The organism is Paraburkholderia sp. XV, from assembly GCF_020177535.1.
GTDB lineage: Bacteria > Pseudomonadota > Gammaproteobacteria > Burkholderiales > Burkholderiaceae > Paraburkholderia > Paraburkholderia caribensis.
The window spans coordinates 1-20,085 of the sequence record NZ_JAGUUD010000130.1 but is presented as its reverse complement, the minus strand read 5'-3'; the positions used below and the strand labels follow the sequence as shown (position 1 = coordinate 20,085).

General features: G+C 65.2%; 19 protein-coding genes. 7 read left to right on the top strand and 12 right to left on the bottom strand.

Translation table 11 applies throughout. From position 1 onward, the window contains the following. Positions 1–114: 114 nt before the first annotated feature. The 4 genes from KFO72_RS36010 to KFO72_RS35995 are packed head-to-tail and all read right to left on the bottom strand — an operon-like array spanning position 115 to position 5,005. Positions 115–975, bottom strand: a complete 861-nt coding sequence (locus tag KFO72_RS36010; RefSeq protein WP_054934271.1) for an HlyD family secretion protein — start codon at positions 973–975, stop codon at positions 115–117. A gap of 13 nt (positions 976–988) precedes the next feature. Further along, positions 989–1,189 carry a DUF1656 domain-containing protein gene (locus KFO72_RS36005; protein ID WP_054934272.1) on the bottom strand — a complete coding sequence of 67 codons (201 nt, stop codon included), beginning with the start codon at positions 1,187–1,189 and terminating at the stop codon, positions 989–991. Next, positions 1,179–3,416 (bottom strand): FUSC family protein, encoded by a 2,238-nt coding sequence (locus KFO72_RS36000; protein WP_225034088.1) that lies wholly within the window; start codon positions 3,414–3,416, stop codon positions 1,179–1,181. Before KFO72_RS36000 ends, KFO72_RS36005 begins: the two co-directional genes overlap by 11 nt. Before the next feature lie 14 nt (positions 3,417–3,430). Then, positions 3,431–5,005, bottom strand: coding sequence for an efflux transporter outer membrane subunit (locus tag KFO72_RS35995; protein WP_054934274.1), 1,575 nt, complete (start codon positions 5,003–5,005; stop codon positions 3,431–3,433). A 163-nt stretch (positions 5,006–5,168) separates the two neighbouring features. Between KFO72_RS35995 and KFO72_RS35990 the strand changes: the two genes are divergently transcribed. Then, a complete protein-coding gene (locus KFO72_RS35990) occupies positions 5,169–6,107 on the top strand; it encodes a LysR family transcriptional regulator (RefSeq protein ID WP_054934275.1) in 939 nt (312 codons plus the stop codon). Positions 6,108–6,277: 170 nt separating this feature from the next. Continuing rightward, on the top strand, positions 6,278–6,439 hold the full coding sequence (locus tag KFO72_RS35985; RefSeq protein ID WP_167352349.1) for a hypothetical protein: 162 nt from the start codon (positions 6,278–6,280) through the stop codon (positions 6,437–6,439). A gap of 17 nt (positions 6,440–6,456) precedes the next feature. On the opposite strand, the gene KFO72_RS35980 is transcribed toward KFO72_RS35985, so the two are convergent. The 4 genes from KFO72_RS35980 to wrbA all read right to left on the bottom strand — a co-directional run bounded on the left by KFO72_RS35980 (position 6,457) and on the right by wrbA (position 9,903). Then, the gene (locus tag KFO72_RS35980) at positions 6,457–7,290 is read right to left on the bottom strand and encodes a metallophosphoesterase (protein WP_054934276.1); all 834 of its coding nucleotides are present in this window, start codon (positions 7,288–7,290) and stop codon (positions 6,457–6,459) included. 27 nt (positions 7,291–7,317) lie between these two features. Beyond that, positions 7,318–8,745 carry an FAD-binding oxidoreductase gene (locus KFO72_RS35975; RefSeq protein WP_224102486.1) on the bottom strand — a complete coding sequence of 476 codons (1,428 nt, stop codon included), beginning with the start codon at positions 8,743–8,745 and terminating at the stop codon, positions 7,318–7,320. Between the two features lie 130 nt (positions 8,746–8,875). Continuing rightward, positions 8,876–9,304 carry a DUF2069 domain-containing protein gene (locus KFO72_RS35970; protein ID WP_054934278.1) on the bottom strand — a complete coding sequence of 143 codons (429 nt, stop codon included), beginning with the start codon at positions 9,302–9,304 and terminating at the stop codon, positions 8,876–8,878. After that, entirely contained in the window at positions 9,301–9,903 is a 603-nt protein-coding gene (gene wrbA / locus KFO72_RS35965) for an NAD(P)H:quinone oxidoreductase (protein ID WP_054934279.1), read from the bottom strand. The genes KFO72_RS35970 and wrbA overlap by 4 nt, the downstream gene beginning before the upstream one ends. A 109-nt stretch (positions 9,904–10,012) precedes the next feature. On the opposite strand from wrbA, the gene KFO72_RS35960 reads away from it, so the two are divergent. After that, entirely contained in the window at positions 10,013–11,329 is a 1,317-nt protein-coding gene (locus KFO72_RS35960) for a YihY family inner membrane protein (RefSeq protein ID WP_054934286.1), read from the top strand. A gap of 67 nt (positions 11,330–11,396) precedes the next feature. Here KFO72_RS35960 and KFO72_RS35955 read toward each other — a convergent pair whose 3' ends face one another. The 3 genes from KFO72_RS35955 to KFO72_RS35945 all read right to left on the bottom strand — a co-directional run bounded on the left by KFO72_RS35955 (position 11,397) and on the right by KFO72_RS35945 (position 14,046). Continuing rightward, positions 11,397–11,720 (bottom strand): Mpo1-like protein, encoded by a 324-nt coding sequence (locus KFO72_RS35955; RefSeq protein WP_054934287.1) that lies wholly within the window; start codon positions 11,718–11,720, stop codon positions 11,397–11,399. A gap of 149 nt (positions 11,721–11,869) precedes the next feature. Further along, positions 11,870–12,700: an alpha/beta fold hydrolase gene (locus tag KFO72_RS35950; RefSeq protein ID WP_054934280.1), complete on the bottom strand. Its 831-nt coding sequence runs from the start codon at positions 12,698–12,700 to the stop codon at positions 11,870–11,872. Further along, on the bottom strand, positions 12,697–14,046 hold the full coding sequence (locus KFO72_RS35945; protein ID WP_225034087.1) for an O-acetylhomoserine aminocarboxypropyltransferase: 1,350 nt from the start codon (positions 14,044–14,046) through the stop codon (positions 12,697–12,699). The genes KFO72_RS35950 and KFO72_RS35945 overlap by 4 nt, the downstream gene beginning before the upstream one ends. A 308-nt stretch (positions 14,047–14,354) precedes the next feature. On the opposite strand from KFO72_RS35945, the gene KFO72_RS35940 reads away from it, so the two are divergent. The 4 genes from KFO72_RS35940 (at position 14,355) to KFO72_RS35925 (ending at position 19,709) form a co-directional block, all read left to right on the top strand. Then, complete coding sequence (locus KFO72_RS35940; RefSeq protein WP_054934282.1) at positions 14,355–14,822, top strand: CBS domain-containing protein; 468 nt, start codon at positions 14,355–14,357, stop codon at positions 14,820–14,822. Between the two features lie 170 nt (positions 14,823–14,992). Beyond that, positions 14,993–16,930: an MFS transporter gene (locus KFO72_RS35935; protein WP_107202206.1), complete on the top strand. Its 1,938-nt coding sequence runs from the start codon at positions 14,993–14,995 to the stop codon at positions 16,928–16,930. Positions 16,931–17,072: 142 nt separating this feature from the next. Next, on the top strand, positions 17,073–18,173 hold the full coding sequence (aroC, locus tag KFO72_RS35930) for a chorismate synthase (protein ID WP_054934284.1): 1,101 nt from the start codon (positions 17,073–17,075) through the stop codon (positions 18,171–18,173). Positions 18,174–18,245: 72 nt separating this feature from the next. After that, positions 18,246–19,709 (top strand): tetratricopeptide repeat protein, encoded by a 1,464-nt coding sequence (locus tag KFO72_RS35925; RefSeq protein ID WP_225034086.1) that lies wholly within the window; start codon positions 18,246–18,248, stop codon positions 19,707–19,709. A 78-nt stretch (positions 19,710–19,787) separates the two neighbouring features. Here KFO72_RS35925 and KFO72_RS35920 read toward each other — a convergent pair. Then, on the bottom strand, positions 19,788–20,085 hold a 298-nt coding region (locus KFO72_RS35920), incomplete at its 5' end, for a 4Fe-4S dicluster domain-containing protein (RefSeq protein ID WP_225034085.1).

Sequence of the window (20,085 nt, the reverse complement as noted above, 5' to 3'; positions counted from 1 at the left end):
GGCAAAGAAAAGTAGGTGCCGCCCCGCACAGGGGCGACGCATGAAGCACGCTAACGAATCGCGGATGCCAGCGAAAACACACCCAAAACCAAAACCAAAACCAAAACCAAAAAATCAGGAAGGCGTAACAACAACCGTACAAGTCGTCCCCGCCGACAGCACCACCCCATCAGGCACCGAATCAATCTTCACCCTCACAGGCACGCGCTGCGCCAACCTCACCCAATTGAACGTAGGATTCACATCAGCCAGAAGCTCCCGGCTCTGGGGATTATCGCGATCATAGATCCCGCGTGAGATGCTCTCCACGTGCCCCTTCAACGTCCCCCCGCTCATCAACCTGATATCCGCCTTATCCCCAACCCGCACATGCGGCAACTTCGTCTCCTCGAAATACCCATACACCCAGAACGAGTTGCTATCCACGACAGCCAGCTTCGCTGAACCTGAAATCGCATAATCCCCGCGATACACGTTCAGATTCGTCACATACCCGTCGACGGGCGACACAACACGCGTACGCTCCAGGTTGAGCTTCGCCGCATCCAGCGCGGCAAGCGCCTGCTGATACTGCGCCTCGGCGGCAGACGCCGTATGCGTCGCGTTCTCGCGGTTTTCCTTCGACACCACGAGACTATCCATATCCGCACGCCGCTGCGCGTCGTCCCGCCGCATCTGCAGCTCGGCCTTGCGCGCGGCAACGGCAGCCTGCGCCTGCTCGACGGCAATCTGATAGTGCGATGGATCGATCTGCATCAGCAGATCGCCCTTGTGCACGAACTGGTTGTCGCGCACGGGCAACTCGACCACGGCTCCCGACACATCGGGCGCAATGTTGACGACTTCGGCGCGCACGCGGCCGTCGCGCGTCCACGGCTCGTCCATGTAGTGCACCCACAGCGCACGCCCGATCAAGATCGCGACGACGAACACGATGGCCGTCGCGATAAACCCAATGATGTTTCTGATTGTCATGATTCGACTCGTATCAACGATAAACGGCGAGGCCCAGCACGCCGCACACACACACGAGCAAACTCGCGCGGAACAGGGACGGGTGCCACACGACCCGATACAGGCCCGTCCACGCTAACGCGCGGTCGAGCAGCCAGGTGATCGCGGCGCCCGCAACGAACAGCAGCACGATCGCGGGCACGTACGCGTCGAGAACGGCAATCTCACGTGGCATGGCGAACTCCTTGTGGCGAGTCACGGTTCGAATCGCTCCCGTCGCCGGCTTGTGCCAGCGGCGATTGCGGATCGAGCAGCGCGCTCCGGATGAAATGCAGATGACTCAAAATGCGTTGCAACTGATGTCGCTCGTCGCGCGGCGGGGTGAACGTGGACAGCGTCTGCTGGAGCGCGGCGATCGCAGCGGCCGTCGCAGCCAGCGCCTGATCGACCCGCACGGCGCGCGGGCGCTCGAACAGGCGGCCCACGGCGGCACAGGCCGCGCGCAGACTGACGCGCCAGGGCATCGAGGACGCATAGCGCGCATCGCGCGGCAGCGTCGCGACTTCGCTGCGCAGGTCGATCACGGCATGGCCGATCTCCAGCACCGCGAACATCCAGCGCATCGTGTCACGCTTCACGCCGGGCTCGCTGGCCGCCAGCGCGTTGATCTGATGCATCAGGTCCCGCGCGCCGCTCTCGAAGCGCGTCCGTAGCCGCGTCGGCCGCCAGAAGCGCCCGAGCCGGCCGCGGCACGCCAGCACCACCTGTGCGCGCAGATCGACGAGCAGCCGGTTGCGCAACCACGGCGTCGACGGCGGCAACAGCACCGCGAAGGCGATCGACGCGACCAGCATCGACAGCGCGAGCGCAATGGCGTCGTTCATGAAGCCGCTCGGATCGTAATGAATCACGTTGTCCGGACCCGCGAGGAAGCAGAAGAAAATGCAGTAGCCGACGCCGTAGCCCGCGAGCTTCGGACGCGTGGTCATCCATACGCCGAGCGCGAGGAACGGTGTGAGCGCGGCGCACAGCAACGCAAAGCCGTCGATATGCGGATAGATGCCGAACGTCAGCAACAGCGCTAGCGTCGACGACAGGATCGTGCCCGCCGCCATCTGGAACGCGGTGCGCGTCGGGTTCGGCGACGACGACGCGAGCGCACACACGGCAGCTGCGTTCAGCGTCAGCGTCGAGCCGCTCGGCCACGCGGTCGCGATCCAGAACGCGCCGAGGATCGCCATCACGATCGCCGCGCGCAAGCCCGCGACGCCCGCCGCGATGCCGTTGGTCTTCGGCTCGTAGCGTTCGATCCAGCGTTCGCGCTCGTGCGTCGCGACGGCGAGCGACGCATATGTCGCCGCGTACGCGTGCAGATCGTCGACGAAGCGGTAGAGCAGCTCCGCGCCCGTGTCGAAATCGAGCAGCGGCACGTCGGCGTCGCTTTCGAGCGCGGCGCGGCTCGCGCGCACGCGTTTCGGCAACGCTGCCTTGAACGCTTCGAGTTGCGCGGCCGCGTGCGATGCATCGGCGGCCGTCAACACCGGTTCGCCCGACTTGCTCAGCAGCGGCGAAATCTCGCGGAAGTACGGCTCGAGCGTAGCGACGGCGGCCGTCGCGCCCGCTGCGCCCGACACACGCAGACGGTTCATCAGCTGATGCAGCGCGTGAAAGCGCGTCGATACCGTCATGAACTCGCTGTTCAGGCGCGACAGCCGGCCGTTGCGCATCCGCGAATCGGGGCTTTCGAACACGGCCACACTGCGCACGGCCTCGAAGCCGACGATATCGGCGACGAACTTCGCGTTGGTGTCCTCGATGCGCGCACGATCGGCCTTGCCCGAGAGCGCGGCGCTCACGTAATCGACGAATGACGAGAAGCGCGCGCGCACCGTGCTGCGCATCTCCTCGCCCGCGTGCTGCGGAAACACGAGCGCGCTCACGACACCCGAACACAGAATGCCGACCACCACTTCGGCGACCCGCGTGAGCGCCGTCATGAACGCGCCGTCGGGATGCTGCGAAGCGGGGATGCCGATCAGCGCTGCCGTGTAGCCCGCGAGCACGAAACCGTACGAGCGGAAGTTGCGGTTACGCGCCGCGCCCGCCGTGCAGATGCCGACCCAGATCGCCGTCGAGATGATGAACAGTTCCGGTTGCTGCGAAAACAGGCCGATCAGCGCCATCATCACGACGAGGCCGACCAGCGTGCCGCAGATCCGGTAGAAGCTCTTCGCGAACACCATGCCGCTTTGCGGCTGCATCACGATGAAGACGGTCGTCATCGCGGTGCGCGGCTGCGGCAGGTCGAGTTTCATCGCGATGCCGAGTGCGAGGAAGCACGCGGCGAGCGCCTTGAACAGGTAAATCCAGGTGCGGCCGTCCGTGCGCGCCCAGTCGGCGAACGCGGCGTAGAGCGCGCTGGGCGTCGGCCGCGTACGGGGCGTGGAAGGGTTCGAGGACATCGGCGGCGCTCCTGTCAGTGGGCGGCCGGCGTGCCGGTCGAGGCGCCGTTCATTGCGCTGGCGGTGGCTTTGTCGTCCGGTTTCGCGCTGTCGCTCTTCTTGCCCTTGCCATGCGCGGGCAACACATCCTTTTGCGAAGGGCCGTCCGACGGGTCGATCACGCCGCCGCCCAACGCCGTCACGAGCGTCGCGTGCGCCTGCAACTGTCCGGCCTGCACCTTCGCGACGCCTTCCTGCGCGCGCAACAGCTGCGTTTGCGCGATCAGCACGTTCACGTAGTCGGTCAGGCCGCGCCGATAGCCTTCGCGCGCGAGCTGATAGGTCTTGTTCGCCGTCGCGACGGATCGCTGCGCGTCCTTCAGCTGGGTATCGAGTGAGCGCATCCGCACGACCTGGTCGGCGATTTCCTTCAGCGCACCGACGATCGACTGGTTGTACTGCTCGACGGCCACGTCGTAGCCCGCCGCCGCCGCGCCGAGTTGCGAGCGCAGGCGTCCGCCCGTGAAGATCGGCAGCGACAGCGCCGGGCCCGCCGTCCAGCCGCCTGCCTGCGATTTCAGGAAGCCGAACAGCGGCCCCATCGCCGCATAGCCGCCGACGGACGCGAGCAGATCGATATTCGGATAGAAGTCCGCCTTTGCGACATCGATGCCGCGCGCCTGCGCAGCGACCGTCCAGCGCGCCGCGACGATATCGGGGCGATGGCCGATCAGCTCGGCGGGCATCGTCGACGGCAGACCCGCGAAGGCGGACAGCGCAAGCTGCGGGCGCGCGATCGAATCGCCCGCGCCGGGGCCTTTGCCCGCGAGCGCGGCCAACTGGTTGCGGCCGAGCGCGATTTCTTCTTCGAGCGCGTCGATCTGGCGTTCGTACTCGGGCAGCGGCGTTTCCGCCTGCGCGACTTCGAGCTGCGTGCCGATGCCGCCCTTCAGCCGCCGGTTGGCCAGCGCGGCGACCTGTTCCTGCTGTTCGAGCGTCTGTTTCGCGATATCGAGCAGCGCGTAGTTCAGCGACATTTCGATATAGGCGCGCACGATATTCGCCTGAAGCTCCAGCTGTGCGGCCCGGTAATCGGCGGCACGTGCGTGCGCGATATCGAGTGCCTCTTCAGCGGCGTTCTTGTCCTTGCCCCACAGATCGAGGTGATACGACAGGCCGAGTTCAGCCGTGTTGTTCCACGACTGCTGGCCGGCCAGTTCGCCCGGACCATAGAAGACGTTGTCCGGCCACTGCTTGCGCTGGATCTGCATGCTGCCGTTCACCTGCGGCAGCAGCGCGGACTTCGCGACGCCCGCGAACGACTGTGCCTCGCGTACGCGCGCCTGCGCCGCCGCGAGCGTCGGACTGCCCGCTTGCGCCTGTTCGATCCACGCGTTCAGTTGCGGATCGTTATAGGCGCGCCACCAGTCGGCGGCGGGCCATTGCGCATCGGTATTGGCCGCGCGGATCGCGGCGCCGACGTCCAGCGAGGCGGGCTCCGTGCTGGTCGATTGGGGCGCGATGTGTCCCGTGCTCGCGCAGCCGGCGATTATCAACGAGATCGTAAGAACCGACAGCGCGGTGATCCCTTTCGTTACCGGAAACTGCACGATTTGCTCCCCAATTGGCTATAGAACCTTGTAGGGGATTATATTTTTCGATCAATTAGCGAATAACCCGTAAGGGTGTAACGCATACTTACGGAGAATGAGATAATCGCCTTTCCAAATCGTGCAACAATCCTTCCCGTACTGAAAGATTTGGGTGTAAATCATGGATACGCTTCAGAACATGCGCGTATTTGTCCGTGTCGTCGAGGCGGGCAGCTTCACGGGCGCGGCCCAGCATCTGAACACGACGACGGCATACGCCTCGCGCGCCGTGTCCGATCTGGAGGCGCATCTGCGCACGCGTCTGTTGAATCGCACGACGCGCCGCATCGCGCTCACGGAGGCGGGCGAGCGCTATCTGCAACGCTGCGAGCAGATTCTTGCCTACGTCGACCAGGCTGAAGCCGAGGCCAGCGACGCGCACGCGCGTCCGTCGGGCAAGCTGAAGGTCCACGCCATGACGAGCTTCGGCCAGCACTACGTGGTGCCTGCCGTGAGCCGCTATCAGCAGCGTTATCCCGATGTGCATCTCGAACTGACGCTCGCGCAGCGCATGCCCGATCTGCTCGACGAAGGCTACGACGTCGCCGTCGTGCTTGCGCAGAGCTTGCCCGATTCGGGGCTTGTCTCGCAGCGTCTTGGCAGCGCGTTCAGCGTGGTGGTTGCGTCGCCGGATTACCTGGAGCGCAACGGCGTGCCGCAGACGCTGTCCGATTTGCGCGGCCACACCTGCCTGCAGATGATCACGCCCGTGATGCCCGCCGACGAATGGACCTTCGACGGCCCGAACGGACAGGAGACGCTGCATCTGGGCGCGTCCACTTTCCAGATCAACGTCGCGGAAGCGATGGCCGTGGCGGTGCGCGAAGGCATGGGCGTTGCCGTGTTGCCGATCTATTCGGCCATTGCCGGCCTGCGCAGCGGCGAACTCGTGTGGATTCTTCCCGAATATATCTCGCAGGAAATGAACGTGTACGCGTTGTACCCGTCGCGGCAGTATCTGGACGCGAAGATCCGCACGTGGGTCGAGTTTCTGCGCGACGAACTGCCGCCGACGCTCGCCGCCGATCAGGCCGAACTGCGCAAGTTCGCGCGCACTTGAAATAGTGCGCGCCCGGTGCGATATGGATGGAGCAGCCTTTTGACGGACTGTTACATCCCGCTGCCGCGTCGCAACACTTCCTTACTTTCTCGCGGCATCGGGTTTGCTAACGTGTCATTCAGGCCGGCATCTTTCGGCACGCAAGCACATCTGGAATCGAAGAGGACACCATGGATACCAACCTGCTGATGATCGGCGTCGCCGTCATGCTCGGACTGATCGGCGTCGCGGCGTCACGCGATCTGCTGCGACGCCTGCGGCCGCAGCCGCGTCTCGTGCCGATCCGGATCGACGAGCGGCAGCGTCGCTCGCAAGATATGCGCGGGCGTTGATTCTCCGCTTTCACGCCTCAGACCTCGACCACCTTGTCCCACGCGAACGCCGCGTTTTCGAGCGCGCGCGTGCGCCGGTCGAGATAGCCGCGCGGATTGCACACGACGCGCGTGCCGTTTTCGACGTAATCGAATGCCGTATGCGTATGGCCGTGCACCCACAGCGTCACGGGCGCGCGTACCAGCGACGGCAGATCGTTGACGAACCCCGCTGACACGACATCGTCCGCATAACGCTCGGCGAGACTGCGCCGGTGCGGCGCGTGGTGCGTGACGACGATCGTCCGGCCCGCGAACGGCTTCGTCAGTTCCGCTTCCAGCCACGCGCGCGCGCGACGGTGAAGCGCGATCGTATCGGCGGGCGTCAGGTTGCGCGGCGTGTTGTCCTGCAGCGTGCCTTGCCCACCCAGATCGTTTCCCGCTGTCCACGTCACCTGAATCAGCCCGCGATAATCGAGCATCACGCGCTCAGCCGCCGCGATCGACGCCGCGTGCGATGCTTCATCGTTGCCGTAAAGGTCGAAGTCGGTCCACAGCGTCGTCCCGAGCACGCGCCACTGTCCGAGCGGATCGACGAGCGTCGCGTTGTTGAGAAAGTGCACGTTGTCGACGCTCGCGGCGGCGTCGTGCATCGCCGCTTCGAGCGCGCCGAACTCGCCGTCGTAATACTCGTGGTTGCCCGGCACGTAGACGACGGGCACCGCGCCGTCGAAAGTTTCGGCGGCCCAGCGCAGCCCTTCGGCGTGGTTGTGAATGTCGCCTGCCAGCACGACCAGATCGGCGTCCGCGTGCGGAATGATTTCCGGCTGGTCGGATTCGAGATGCAGATCGGACAGCACGCGAATTTTCATGGACGCCTCTCTTCGATACCAATGCTGTTAGCGTAGCACCTTGCCGGGATTCATCAGGTTCAGCGGATCGAATGCGGCTTTCAGGGTCTTCATCAGACGCACTTCGACATCCGATTTGTAATGCGCCGATTCGTCGATCTTCAACTGGCCGATGCCATGCTCCGCGCTGATGCTGCCGCGATGCCGATGCACGCTGTCGTAGACGATCTGATTCATCGTGCTCTGGTACTGGGCGAGAAACTGCTTCGGATTGCCGCCTTCGGGCGCCTGCACGTTGTAATGCAGATTGCCGTCGCCGAGATGACCGAACGTCACCATCCGCGCGCCGGGCGCGGCCTTCGCGATCAGCGCATCCGTTTCTTCGATGAAATGGCCGATCCGCGAAATCGGCACGGCGATATCGTGCTTGATGTTCAGCCCTTCCTCGGCCTGCGCCAGCGGAATGTGCTCGCGCAGATTCCAGAATGCCTGCGTCTGCGCGAGATTTTCCGCGACCACGGCGTCTTCGACGTGACCGCTTTCGAGCGCGGCTTCCATCATCCGCTCGAAGAGTGCGCGCGCGTGCTCTTCGCTTTCGCTATCCGATAGTTCGAGCAGCACGATCTGCGCGTGCGGTTCGGCGAACGGATAGCGCATCTGCGGGAAATGCCGGTTCACGAGACGCAGACAGAAATCCGACATCAGCTCGAAGCCCGTCAGAAGCGGTCCGGCGTGACGCTGCGCAAGCGACAAAAAATCCAGCGCAGCATGCGCCGAAGGCAGCGCGGCGAGCGCCGTCACGCGCGCGGCCGGCTGCGGATGCAGTTTCATCACGGCCGCCGTGATGATGCCGAGCGTGCCTTCCGCGCCGATGAAGAGGTCGCGCAGATCGTAGCCCGTGTTGTCTTTGCGCAGGCCGCGCAGCCCGTCCCACAGTTCGCCTTGTGGCGTCACCACTTCCAGCCCGAGGCACAGTTCGCGCGTGTTGCCATAGCGCAATACGCCTGTGCCGCCCGCGTTCGTCGACAGATTGCCGCCGATCGTGCAACTGCCTTGCGCCGCGAGGCTCAGCGGGAACAGGCGTGCCGCCGCTTCGGCGCGCGCCTGTACGTCGGCGAGCACGACGCCGGCTTCGACGGTGATCGTGTTGTTGTGCGGGTCGACGTCGCGCACGCGATTGAGCCGCCTGAGGCTCAGCACCGCTTGCGCGCCGCTGGTATCGGGCGTGGCGCCGCCCACGAGGCCTGTATTGCCGCCTTGCGGCACGATCGAGACACGATGTTGGTTCGCAAGCCGCACGATCGCGGCGACTTCTTCAGCCGTCGACGGGCATAGCACCGCGCATGCGCTGCCTGTGTAGCGGCGGCGCCAGTCGGTGAGGTAGGGCGTGGTGTCGTGCGGATCGGTAAGGACGTGCGCGGCGCCGATCGCGTCGACGCACGCGGCGATGAAGTTCGATGAAGCGGCGGAGTTCATGAATGGTCGGTCAGAGCGGGTAGGGCGTGTTCGAATGGTGCGTGGTTGATTCGACGCTGACGGTTGACGCAGGTTGCGATGCATGGGATGCGCAGCGCGGCCGGGGCTGTGGCCGCGCTGCGCCTGTCGATCAGACGGGGCCGCTGGCTGCGCCGCTTTCGCTGCGCGCACGGCGCTTCGCTGCACGCTTGAACGGCGCGACATAGACGAGCGCGCTGACGAAGAACGCGGCGGCGAGGACCGCCTCGCACCAGCCGAGCCGGGCGCTCGGGCCGCGATCCGACATGCCGCGCACGATGCCTTCCATCAGATACAGCAGGCTCAGCATCGACGCCCATTGCAGCGTATAGAGGCGCTTGCGCCACACGCCGGGCAGCGCGAGCAGCAGCGGCGCGGCCTTGAGCACGAACAGCGAGCCGCCCGCGCGTAACGGCGCGAGCCACCATTCCCACGCGACGCACAGCGCAATCAGAGCAACGAGCGCAACCAGCGCGCCCGTTGCGGCGGCGCGGTTGCCTTGCGCGCTGTCACGGGCCGATGCGTCGCGCGCTGGATTCATGGGCGCTCGCTCATCGACGCCGCCGTGCGCGCAATCCGCGCGCCAAGCGCAACGGCGAGCGTTTTCTCGTCGGCGGAAATGCCGTGGCCCGCCGAGTCCGCACGCGCGAAGTGGGACGCGCCATACGGCGTGCCGCCTGTTTGCGTCGTGGTGAGCGTGGTTTCGGTGTAAGGAATGCCGAGGATCAGCATGCCGTGATGCAGGAGCGGCAGCATCATGGACAGCAGCGTCGTTTCCTGGCCGCCGTGCAGGCTGCCCGTCGACGTGAACACGCAGGCCGGCTTCCCGGCGAGCGCGCCCGACAGCCACTGGGGCGTCGTGCCGTCGAGGAAGTACTTGAGCGGCGCGGCCATGTTGCCGAAGCGGGTCGGCGAGCCGAGCGCGAGGCCCGCGCACTCTTCGAGATCGCGCAGTTCCACGTACGGCGGGCCTTCTGCGGGAATGTCGGGTTGCGTGGCTTCGCAAACCGTCGAAACGGGTGGCACCGTGCGCACACGCGCTTGCATGCCTGAAACGCTGTCGACGCCGTGCGCGATGGCCAGCGCGAGTTCGCGCGTGGCGCCGTGCCGGCTGTAGTAAAGCACGAGGATGTCTTTCATAGGCATTGGCAGTGAACGGGTATTATAGGGGTGGGTTCGCTGGCGGTGCCGCGAGATTGGCGACGCGCCCGATGCCGGCGCGTGCATTGAAGTGGAGGAGGTCGGTTTGTTGTCCAGGTTGCGTCTCGATCTCGACGCGCTCAAGCGCCTCGCGGAGTTTGCCGCGAAGCGCAGCGGCGAGGATCGCATTCCTCAGGTGGCGGGCAGTCTCACCTTCACGACGATGCTTTCGCTGGTGCCGCTCGCGACGGTCGCGTTTGCGCTGTTCACCGCGTTTCCGATCTTCGCGCAATTCCAGATGTCGCTGCAGACCTTTCTCGCCGACCATCTGATGCCCGACCAGGTCAGCAGCCAGATCTTCAAATACCTGAATCAGTTCGCATCGAAGGCGAAGGGGCTGACCACGGTCGGCATGATCATTTTGTTCGTCACGTCCGTGATGACGATGATGACGATCGAATCCGCGTTCAACGTGATCTGGCGCGTGCGCAAGGCGCGCCCGTTCGCGCAGCGCGTGCTGGTCTACTGGTCGATCCTGACGCTCGGGCCGATTCTGATCGGCGTGAGCCTGTCGATCTCTTCCTATCTGTTCACGCAGTCCATGACTTACACGGCTGCGCAGCGCATCACGCCGCTGATCGAATGGGCGCTGGCGGGCGCTGCGTTGCCGCTGACGGTGCTCGCGTTCACGCTGATGTACGTGTTCGTGCCGAACTGCCGGGTGGAATGGCGCGATGCCATCGTAGGCGGTGTGACGGCCGCCATCGCGTTCGAACTCGCCAAGCGCGGCTTCGGTTTCTACATCCGGCGCATTCCGACCTATACGGCCGTGTATGGCGCGTTCGCCGTCGTGCCGCTCTTTCTCCTGTGGATGTACCTGAGCTGGTTCATCACCCTCGCGGGCGCGATGATCGCGTCGGCGCTGCCGGCGATCCGCACCGGGCAATTCCACCGTCCCGATTTTCCGGGCAGCGATCTGCTCGACTCGCTCGAATTGCTCGCGCGGCTCGCCGAAGCGCGCGATGCAGGCACACACGGCTACACGGTGCCGGAACTGGCGCGCGCACTGCGCCGCGATATGGAAACGACGGTGCGCCTGTTGCAGCGGCTAGAAGCGATCGACTGGATCGTGCAACTCGACGAAAACGGCCAGCGCCCGCGCTTTCTGCTGATCGCGAACCCGAGCCAGATCACCGTGGAGCGGCTATTCGACCAGTTCGTGATCGACCGCGCGGAACTCGCGTATCAGCTGAATCTCGATTCGACGCGCGTGGATAGCGCCATGCTGCTTGCCGCGCTCGATAACGACGCGCTCAAGGTGAGCCTCTCGACCTTGCTGGCGGCGCGCGCTGCATCACGCGGCGCCGGGCAAGCGGATCACGCGGGAGTGGGCGACGCGGCTGCGCTGCCCCGACAAACGGCTTGAGCGCCCGGGCGCTCGCGCGTGGTGACGCCCGAGCCACGTTGCGCGTTGCTCCGCTCGCCGCTCGCCGCTACAGCGGAATGCGCCCCGTGCAGATGTCCTTGAACATCACCCAGTCGCCCATCAGGCTGTAAATGGGATGTCGGAACGTCGCCGGCCGGTTCTTCTCGAAGAAGAAATGGCCGACCCACGCAAACCCATACCCGCATATCACGGCGGCTGGCAGCCATAGCCAGTCACCCGTTGCGAGCGCCATCGCGACGAAGCCGATCACGCCCAGCGATCCGACGAAATGCAGCCGCCGCGAAACCGTGTTGCGATGCTCGGTCAGATAGTACGGATAGAACGCCGCGAAGCTGGCGAAGTGCTCGTCGTGCGTTGTCTGATGGCTCATGTTCGCCTCCATTGCCTGCCTGCGTGAGCGCCGCCGCGCTGTCCAATCCGCTCAGGCATGGATTCATTGTGCTGCTATCGTCAGACGCGTGCAACCTGGCCATTCGGCATATGTTGCGCGCGCTTCGGGGCGGTTAATGTGACGTTTCTTCAGCGGCCAGGAACGCGGGCCGTCGCAAACGCGTAAAGCGCATCGAGCGTCGCGTCGGGCTGCTCGGACATCAGCGCGTGGCCGGCGTCGAGCGTGATCGTGTCGACGGGCACGTTCGCGCCGCGCAGCGCGTCGGCGAGGGCTTTGGCGGCGCGCGGCGGCGTCATCATGTCGCGCCTGCCGACAATCAGGCGCGTGGGGCAGCTCACCTGCGTGGCGCGCGCGAGGCCGTCCGTGTACGCGTTGCAGGCGCTGAAGTCGGTGTGAAACAGTCGGGGTTCGCCCGTCGCCGAGACGCGCTCCATCAGCCGCTGGTTCATGCCGTGCAGCCAGAAGCCGGGCGCAGGGCAGGAGGGTTTCGCGGCGAGGGTCGAATGCGACCATTGGTTGACCATGTCGATGGCTTCCGGCTCGCGTTCGCGCGCCGCGTCGAGCAGCGCGTCGGAGACAGCCATCGGCACGGCCGTCGCGACGAGCGCCAGATGCGTCGCGCGTGACGCATAGCGGGCCGCGAAGTCGAGTGCGACGAGCGAGCCCATGCTGTGCCCGGCGACGAACGCACGCGCCACGCCCATTGCGTCGAGCAACGCGGCGAGCCAGTCGGCCATCCCGGCGATGCTGGTCAGCGCCGGGCCGGCGCTGCGATGGTGGCCGGGCAGGTCGACGGCCAGCACGCCGAAACCGTGATGCGCGAAATAGCGCGTTTGCAGCGCCCAGACGCTGTGATCGTGCTCGGCGCCATGAATGAAGACGGCGGTGGGCAGGGCGGCGTCGAATGTCTTGCCGCCCGTGTAGACATAAGCCGGTTTGCCGTTGACGTCGACGATCATGCGGACTCCTTGCGCGCCGGACGGCCGGCTGTCGAGGCGGCCTGTTGCGCAGCGCCGCCCGCGGATTTCTGCGCGGCCTTGAGCGCGCGCTTGAGATCGTCGATCAGGTCGTCGGGGTCTTCGAGGCCGATCGAAAGACGTATCGTGCCTTCCGTTATGCCCGCGGCGGCTAGCGCGGCGGCGTCCATGCGGAAGTGCGTCGTCGACGCGGGATGAATGACCAGCGAGCGGGCGTCGCCGACGTTCGCAAGATGCGAGAACAGCGACAGCGCTTCGATGAACGCGCGGCCAGCGGCGCGGTCGCCGCGTAGATCGAAGCTGAACACGGCGCCCGCGCCGCGCGGCAGCAGGCGCTGCGCGAGCGCGTGATCCGGGTGGGTCGGCAGTTCGGGATAGGCGACGGATTCGACGGCGGCATGGGCGGCGAGGAATTCGACCACCTTGCGCGTGTTCGCGACGTGGCGTTCCATGCGCAGCGGCAGCGTTTCGATCCCTTGCAGCAGTTGCCACGCCGCTTGTGGATGCAGGCATGCGCCGAAGTCGCGCAACCCTTCGCGGCGGGCGCGCAGCAGGAACGGCGCGACGGTGCTTTCCTCGGCGAACACCATGCCGTGAAAGCCTTCGTACGGCTCGGTGAATTCCGGGAAGCGCCCGGACGCGTCGAAGTCGAACGTGCCGCCGTCGACGAGCACGCCGCCGATCGTCGTGCCGTGGCCGCCGAGGAACTTGGTCGCAGAGTGGTAGACGAAATCCGCGCCGTGGTCGAACGGCTTGAGCAGGTACGGCGTCGTGAAGGTCGAATCGACCAGCAAAGGCACGCGATGCTCGTGCGCGATCTGTGCGACCGTGGAAATATCGAGCACGTCGAGGCCCGGGTTGCCGAGCGTTTCGCCGAACAGCAGCCTCGTGTTCGGCCGCAGCGCGGCGCGCCACGCGTCGATGTCGCCCGGCTTCACGAACGTCGTTTCTATGCCGAAGCGGCGCAGCGTGTAGTTGAGCAGGTTGTGCGAGCCGCCGTAGAGTGCACTCGAGGCGACGATGTGCGAGCCCGCGCCCATCAGCGTTGCGATCGCGAGGTGCAGCGCGGCCTGGCCGCTCGCCGTGCCGATCGCGCCCGCGCCGTTCTCGAGCGCGGCCACGCGCTCTTCGAACACGGCGACGGTCGGGTTCGAGATGCGCGAGTAAACATGGCCCGCGCGCTCCATGTTGAAGAGCGCGGCGGCGTGGTCGGAGTCGCGGAACGTGAACGACGTGGTCTGGTAGATGGGTGTCGCGCGCGCGCCCGTCGCGGGGTCGGGGGCGGCGCCCGCGTGCAGCGCAAGCGTGTCGAAACGGTTGGCGGACATCGTGGACGGCCGGACCTCGACAGCCCGGCGAAGGTGAGAGTGGGGGCCATCGTATCATCGTGCCGCGCGCGAACCACTCGGTTATCGCCCGTATGACGTCTGTAGGGAAAGGTGTGCGGGATTGCCGCAAACCGGCCGACCGGTGCGCCCGCCGCGGCCGCCGGCAGGTCCGCGAGCGCCGCCTGCCGGGCGTTCGCCGGCGCGCTCCCGGCGGTGGTTGTGCGCTTTCTTTTTGTGGACCTTTCCGCTACGATCGAAAGTCAGTGAAGCCTTTTTTTGCTTCAGAAGGCTTAATCAGGAGACAAATCATGCGCGTCAGCGACATTCTCAAGCTCAAGGGCAACACCCTTTTTACCGTCACGCCGGATAGCCCGCTTAACGAAGCCGTCAATACGATGGCCGAGCACGATATCGGCTCGCTCGTCGTGATGGAGTACGGCGATCTGGTCGGCATGCTGACGTTCCGCGAGATCATTCTCGTCCTGAGCCGCAATGGCGGCAGCGTCGGCGGCAGCACGATCCGCAAGATCATGGACGATCACCCGCTCACCTGCACGCCCGAAACGGACGTCAACGAAGTTCGCCGCATGATGCTCGAACATCACGTGCGTTATCTGCCCGTCATGGAAAGCCGCAAGCTGATGGGCGTGATTTCGTTCTACGACGTCGCGAAGGCCGTCGTCGAAGAGCAGGGCTTCGAGAACCGGATGCTGAAGGCCTATATCCGCGACTGGCCCGCGGAAGACGAGCCGCAACCGGAGCAGCCGTCGCGCTGAGCCGGGCTCGATGCCGGCCCGGTTTGGTGATGAGGCCTGCCGGCATGCCGCTGTCGCATGACTGAACTATCCTCGATGCGCGCGCGATCAGCGTGCGCTTTTTTTGTGTCCGCCAGTTCCGCAAAGCGGGTTGTGAATCCGGGCAGAAACCGCCCTCTATCCGTCACGCAATGAACGATCGTCCGTTGTCCACCGCCCAACAGCAAAGGCGCGCCGCGCGTGAGCACGGTTCACAATTCCGGCTGTTGCGCGAGCGCCGCTTCGCGCCGTTCTTCTGGACGCAATTCCTCGGCGCGATGAACGACAACGTGTTCAAGATCGGCTTCACGTCGCTCGTCACGTATCAGGCCGCGCGTTTCTCAGGCGTCAATGCGGATACCGCCGCCTTTCTGATTTCCGCGATCTTCATTCTGCCGTTCGTCCTGTTCTCGGCGACCTCGGGTCAGATCGCCGACAAGTACGACAAGGCGATGCTCACGCGCTTCGTAAAGACGTTCGAGATCGGCGTCATGCTGGTGGGCGGCGCGGGCTTCTGGCTGCACAACGCCGTGCTGCTTTATCTCTGCACGTTCCTGATGGGCGTCCATTCGACGGTATTCGGCCCCGTCAAATACGCTTACCTGCCGCAGCATCTCGACAAGTCGGAACTGGTCGGCGGCAACGGCATGGTCGAGATGGGCACCTTCGTCGCGATTCTGTTCGGCACGATCCTCGGCGGCGCGGCCGCGGGCTCGGAGGCGCATGGTGCGGCGATTCTCGCATTCGGCTGCGTGGCGATTGCGCTGATTGGACGCGTCGCGTCGGGTTTCGTGCCGCCTTCGATGCCCTCTCAACCGGACCTGCGCATCAACTGGAATCCGATCAGCGAGACCTGGCGCAATCTGAAACTGGCGCGTCAGAACCGGACGGTGTTTTTGAGTCTGCTTGGAATTTCCTGGCTGTGGTTCGTCGGCGCGACGTTCCTGTCGTCGTTTTTCCGGTTCGCGAAGGACGTGCTGTCCGCCAATCCCGATGTCGTGACCGTCCTGCTCGCAACCTTTTCGATCGGTATCGGCACCGGGTCGCTGCTGTGCGAGCGGCTGTCGAAGAAACGCATCGAAATCGGGCTCGTGCCGCTCGGCTCGATCGGCATCAGCGTGTTCGCGATCGACCTGTTCTTCGCAAGCCACGCGCTGCCGGGCGTCACGCATCTGCTGACGGTCGGCGAATTCATCGCATTGCCCGCGCACTGGCGCGTGCTTGCCGATCTGTTCCTGCTGGCGATGTTCGGCGGCTTCTACAGCGTGCCGCTCTACGCGCTGATCCAGAGCCGCAGCCAGCCGAGCCACCGCGCGCGGATCATCGCGGCGAACAATATCCTTAACTCGCTGTTCATGATCGTGTCGGCGCTGATGGCTGTCGCGCTGACGTCGGCGGGCGTCGGCATTCCGGGGTTGTTCCTCGTGACGGCGCTGCTCAACGTGGTCGTCGCGATCTATATCTATTCGCTCGTGCCCGAGTTCCTGCTGCGCTTCTTTGCGTGGCTGATGGTGCACACGTTCTACCGGATTCGCCTCGTGCACGCGGAGCGCATCCCCGAAGAGGGCGCGGCCGTGCTGGTGTGCAATCACGTGAGCTATGTCGACGCCATTGTCATCATGGCAGAAAGTCCGCGGCCGATCCGCTTCGTGATGGATCACCGGATCTTCCGAACGCCGCTTGTCGGCTGGCTCTTCAGACACGCTAAGGCGATTCCGATCGCCCCCGCCCATGAGGACCCGGAAATGCTGAAACGTGCCTATGAGGCCTGCGCGAAAGCACTGGATGACGGCGATCTCGTCTGTATTTTTCCCGAAGGGAAGCTGACACGAACCGGCGAGATGAATCCGTTCCGCCATGGCGTGGCGGAAATTCTGCGGCGCAAGGCCGTGCCCGTCGTACCGATGGCGCTGCGCGGGCTATGGGGCAGTTTCTGGTCGCGCAGCACCGATGCGCGCTTTCCCCGGCCGCTGCAGAAGGGCGTGATGAGCCGCCTGACGCTGGCCGTGGGCGAGCCGCTCGAACCGGCGCACGCGACGCCGGAACGGTTGCAGCAGGTCGTCACCGAGCTGCGCGGCGCGCGCAAGTGAGACTGTGCACCTGAACCGTCCAGCGGAAGGCGCAACCCTTCGTCCATTTGTCCTATAACAGCTAGCCGGGCCGCCGCGTGCCACGCCAGCGCGGCCGGGCTGGCATAATGACGGTCTCCCCGCATCTCTTTGGACGACGCTCATGTCCGGCAATACCCTCGGTACGCTCTTCACCGTCACGACCTTTGGCGAATCGCACGGCCCGGCCATTGGCTGTGTGATCGACGGCTGCCCGCCGGGCATGTCGCTCGTCGAAGCCGACATCCAGTTCGAACTCGACCGCCGCCGGCCCGGCACGTCGCGCCATGTGACGCAGCGCCAGGAAGAAGACAAGGTCGAGATTCTCTCGGGCGTCTTCGAGGGCAAAACGACGGGCGCGCCCATTGCGCTGCTGATCCGCAACACGGACCAGCGCAGCAAGGACTACGGCAACATCGTCGAAACGTTCCGCCCGGGCCACGCCGACTACACCTACTGGCAGAAGTACGGCATTCGCGACCATCGGGGCGGCGGCCGCTCGTCGGCGCGTCTGACGGCGCCGACAGTGGCGGCGGGGGCGGTCGCGAAGAAATGGCTGCGCGAGAAGTTCGGCGCCGAGATTCGCGGCTATATGGCGGCGCTCGGCGAAATCGACGTGCCGTTCGTCGACTGGCAATACGTGCGCGAAAATCCGTTCTTCGTGCCGAATGCGGATATCGTGCCGCAGCTCGAAACGTATATGGACGAACTGCGCAAGGACGGCGATTCGATCGGCGCGCGCATCAACGTGGTGGCGTCGGGTGTGCCTGTCGGCCTTGGCGAGCCGTTGTTCGACCGCCTCGACGCCGACATCGCGCACGCAATGATGGGTATCAACGCGGTGAAGGGCGTCGAGATCGGCGCGGGCTTCGAAAGCGTGCGGCAGCGCGGCTCCGTGCATGGCGACGAACTGACGCCGGAAGGCTTCGTCGGCAATCATGCGGGCGGCGTGCTCGGCGGCATTTCGACGGGACAGGACATCACCGTGTCGATCGCCATCAAGCCGACGTCGAGCATCCGCACGCCGCGCCGGTCGATCGACAAGAACGGCCAGCCCGCCATCGTCGAAACGTTCGGGCGACACGATCCGTGCGTCGGCATTCGCGCGACGCCGATTGCCGAGGCGATGCTCGCGCTGGTGCTGATCGACCACGCGCTGCGCAACCGTGCGCAATGCGGCGACGTCGCCGTCGACACGCCGAAGATCGCGGCCAGCGCGCCGTAATCTGGCATGCGCGTCTGACGCAGCGTCGTACGCCATTCGGCAGAGTCGCCGGTTCCCGACGGGGCGGTCAACATGAACACTTCCGATTCCACCGCCGCCAATCCGCTCGCGCCGCTGCGCGCGCGCACGGCCTTGCCCGACGCCGTCGCGACCGACTGGCTGGCGCTCGGCAACGCGCTCCTCGAACGTGCAAACGGCGACAAGGCGCAGCTGCGCGAAGCCGTGGACGCGCTGATGCGGGCTCACCGGCTGGACGCGAATTGCGACGCCAGGCTGTTGCACGACATCGCGCAGACAGCCTTCATCCTGCGCGACTGGGCGCTCGTCGAATCGTCCACCGCACTGTTGCTGGCGCGCGATGCCAACGATGCGAACGCGCTCGTCTGGCGCGCAGCCGCCGTCCAGGAACGTGACGATTTCACCGAAGCGCAGCGTCTGCTGCATGAAGCGGCGCGCGCGGCCCCCGGCAATCACATCGTCTTGCACAAACTCGCGTTGTGCATCAAGGAGCAGGGCCGCTTTAGCGAAGCGGAAGCGCTGCTGCGTCGCGTGCTTGAGTTGACGCCGAACAACGCGCACGCGCTGTTCGATCTGTCGGAACTGGAAGTGCGCGCGGGGCATTACGCGCAAGGCTGGCTCGACTACGAAGCGCGCATCGCTTTCGCACATGATTCGAACGCTGCGCGGGCGGCCCTCTCCGCCATCAGTCCGAACTGGCGGGGCGAGTCGCTGGCGGGGAAGACGCTCGTCGTCTATGGCGAGCAGGGCAACGGCGACTGCCTGTGGTCGGTGCGCTTTCTGCCGCTCCTCGCCGAGCGTGCGCAACGTGAAGGCGGCCGCGTGATTTTTGGTTACGCGGGGCCGATGCAGCCGCTGTTCGAGCGCATGCTGCCGGACGGCATCAAGATCGAAACGAGCCTCGACACGAAGCCCGACTTCCATTGCGGGTTGATGAGTCTGCCGCTGCGTCTGGGCATCAACGATCCGTCGGTGTGGGGGCGGCCATATCTCAGCGCCGATCCCGCGCGTGCCGATGCGTGGCGTGAGCGCGTCGCCGACGCCACGACGGCGGAGAATCGCAAGGTAGGCCTTGTCTGGAACGGCAATCCCGATCACATCCGCGACAGGCGGCGCTCGGTGCCGGCTGATGAGATCGCGCGGATTCTGGATGTGCCGGGCGTGACGTTCTTCGCGATTTCGCCGGGGCGCGAGCAGACGGTCGGGCAATGGCGCGCGCAAGGCATCGATATCGTCGATCTGACGCCGCAGTTCACGGCCGGCTTCGACGACGTCGCCGCGCTGCTGGTCAATCTCGACGCGCTTATCACCATCGACAGCGGACCCGCGCATCTGGCGGGCGCGCTCGGCGTGCCCACGTGGCTGATGCTCGATCACGTGTCCGCATGGTTTTGGGGGGAGGAGACGGAACGCACGCCGTGGTATCAGACCGTCGAGCTGTTTCGCCAGCCGTCAACCGGTGCGTGGGCGGCCGTGCTGGAGCGCGTGCGTGGTCGGCTTGAAGCGCTGGCCCAGTGAGCCGGAAAATTCCCGCATCGTCATGCGAAAACGCCGCTCATCGAGCGGCGTTTTGTTCTGCGGACGACGCGATTTGCGTCACATGTTCGGATAGTTCGGACCGCCGCCGCCTTCGGGCGTCACCCAGACGATGTTCTGCGTCGGGTCCTTGATATCGCAGGTCTTGCAGTGGACGCAGTTTTGCGCGTTGATGACGAGCCGCTCGCTGCCGTCGTCGTTCTTCACGAACTCGTAGACGGCGGCGGGGCAGTAGCGGCTTTCGGGGCCCGCGTAGGTCTGCAGGTTGACCTTCACCGGCACCGACGGGTCTTTCAGCGTCAGATGCGCAGGCTGATTCTCTTCGTGATTCGTGTTCGAGATGAACACCGAAGAAAGA

Excerpts from the sequence above, each read along its gene's own strand:
- KFO72_RS36010 (WP_054934271.1), bottom strand. The coding sequence starts at position 975 with ATGACAATCAGAAACATCATTGGGTTTATCGCGACGGCCATCGTGTTC.
- KFO72_RS36005 (WP_054934272.1), bottom strand. The coding sequence starts at position 1,189 with ATGCCACGTGAGATTGCCGTTCTCGACGCGTACGTGCCCGCGATCGTG.
- KFO72_RS36000 (WP_225034088.1), bottom strand. The coding sequence starts at position 3,416 with ATGTCCTCGAACCCTTCCACGCCCCGTACGCGGCCGACGCCCAGCGCG.
- KFO72_RS35990 (WP_054934275.1), top strand. The coding sequence starts at position 5,169 with ATGGATACGCTTCAGAACATGCGCGTATTTGTCCGTGTCGTCGAGGCG.
- KFO72_RS35985 (WP_167352349.1), top strand. The coding sequence starts at position 6,278 with ATGGATACCAACCTGCTGATGATCGGCGTCGCCGTCATGCTCGGACTG.
- KFO72_RS35980 (WP_054934276.1), bottom strand. The coding sequence starts at position 7,290 with ATGAAAATTCGCGTGCTGTCCGATCTGCATCTCGAATCCGACCAGCCG.
- KFO72_RS35975 (WP_224102486.1), bottom strand. The coding sequence starts at position 8,745 with ATGAACTCCGCCGCTTCATCGAACTTCATCGCCGCGTGCGTCGACGCG.
- KFO72_RS35970 (WP_054934278.1), bottom strand. The coding sequence starts at position 9,304 with ATGAATCCAGCGCGCGACGCATCGGCCCGTGACAGCGCGCAAGGCAAC.
- wrbA (WP_054934279.1), bottom strand. The coding sequence starts at position 9,903 with ATGAAAGACATCCTCGTGCTTTACTACAGCCGGCACGGCGCCACGCGC.
- KFO72_RS35955 (WP_054934287.1), bottom strand. The coding sequence starts at position 11,720 with ATGAGCCATCAGACAACGCACGACGAGCACTTCGCCAGCTTCGCGGCG.
- KFO72_RS35950 (WP_054934280.1), bottom strand. The coding sequence starts at position 12,700 with ATGATCGTCGACGTCAACGGCAAACCGGCTTATGTCTACACGGGCGGC.
- KFO72_RS35945 (WP_225034087.1), bottom strand. The coding sequence starts at position 14,046 with ATGTCCGCCAACCGTTTCGACACGCTTGCGCTGCACGCGGGCGCCGCC.
- KFO72_RS35940 (WP_054934282.1), top strand. The coding sequence starts at position 14,355 with ATGCGCGTCAGCGACATTCTCAAGCTCAAGGGCAACACCCTTTTTACC.
- KFO72_RS35935 (WP_107202206.1), top strand. The coding sequence starts at position 14,993 with ATGAACGATCGTCCGTTGTCCACCGCCCAACAGCAAAGGCGCGCCGCG.
- aroC (WP_054934284.1), top strand. The coding sequence starts at position 17,073 with ATGTCCGGCAATACCCTCGGTACGCTCTTCACCGTCACGACCTTTGGC.
- KFO72_RS35925 (WP_225034086.1), top strand. The coding sequence starts at position 18,246 with ATGAACACTTCCGATTCCACCGCCGCCAATCCGCTCGCGCCGCTGCGC.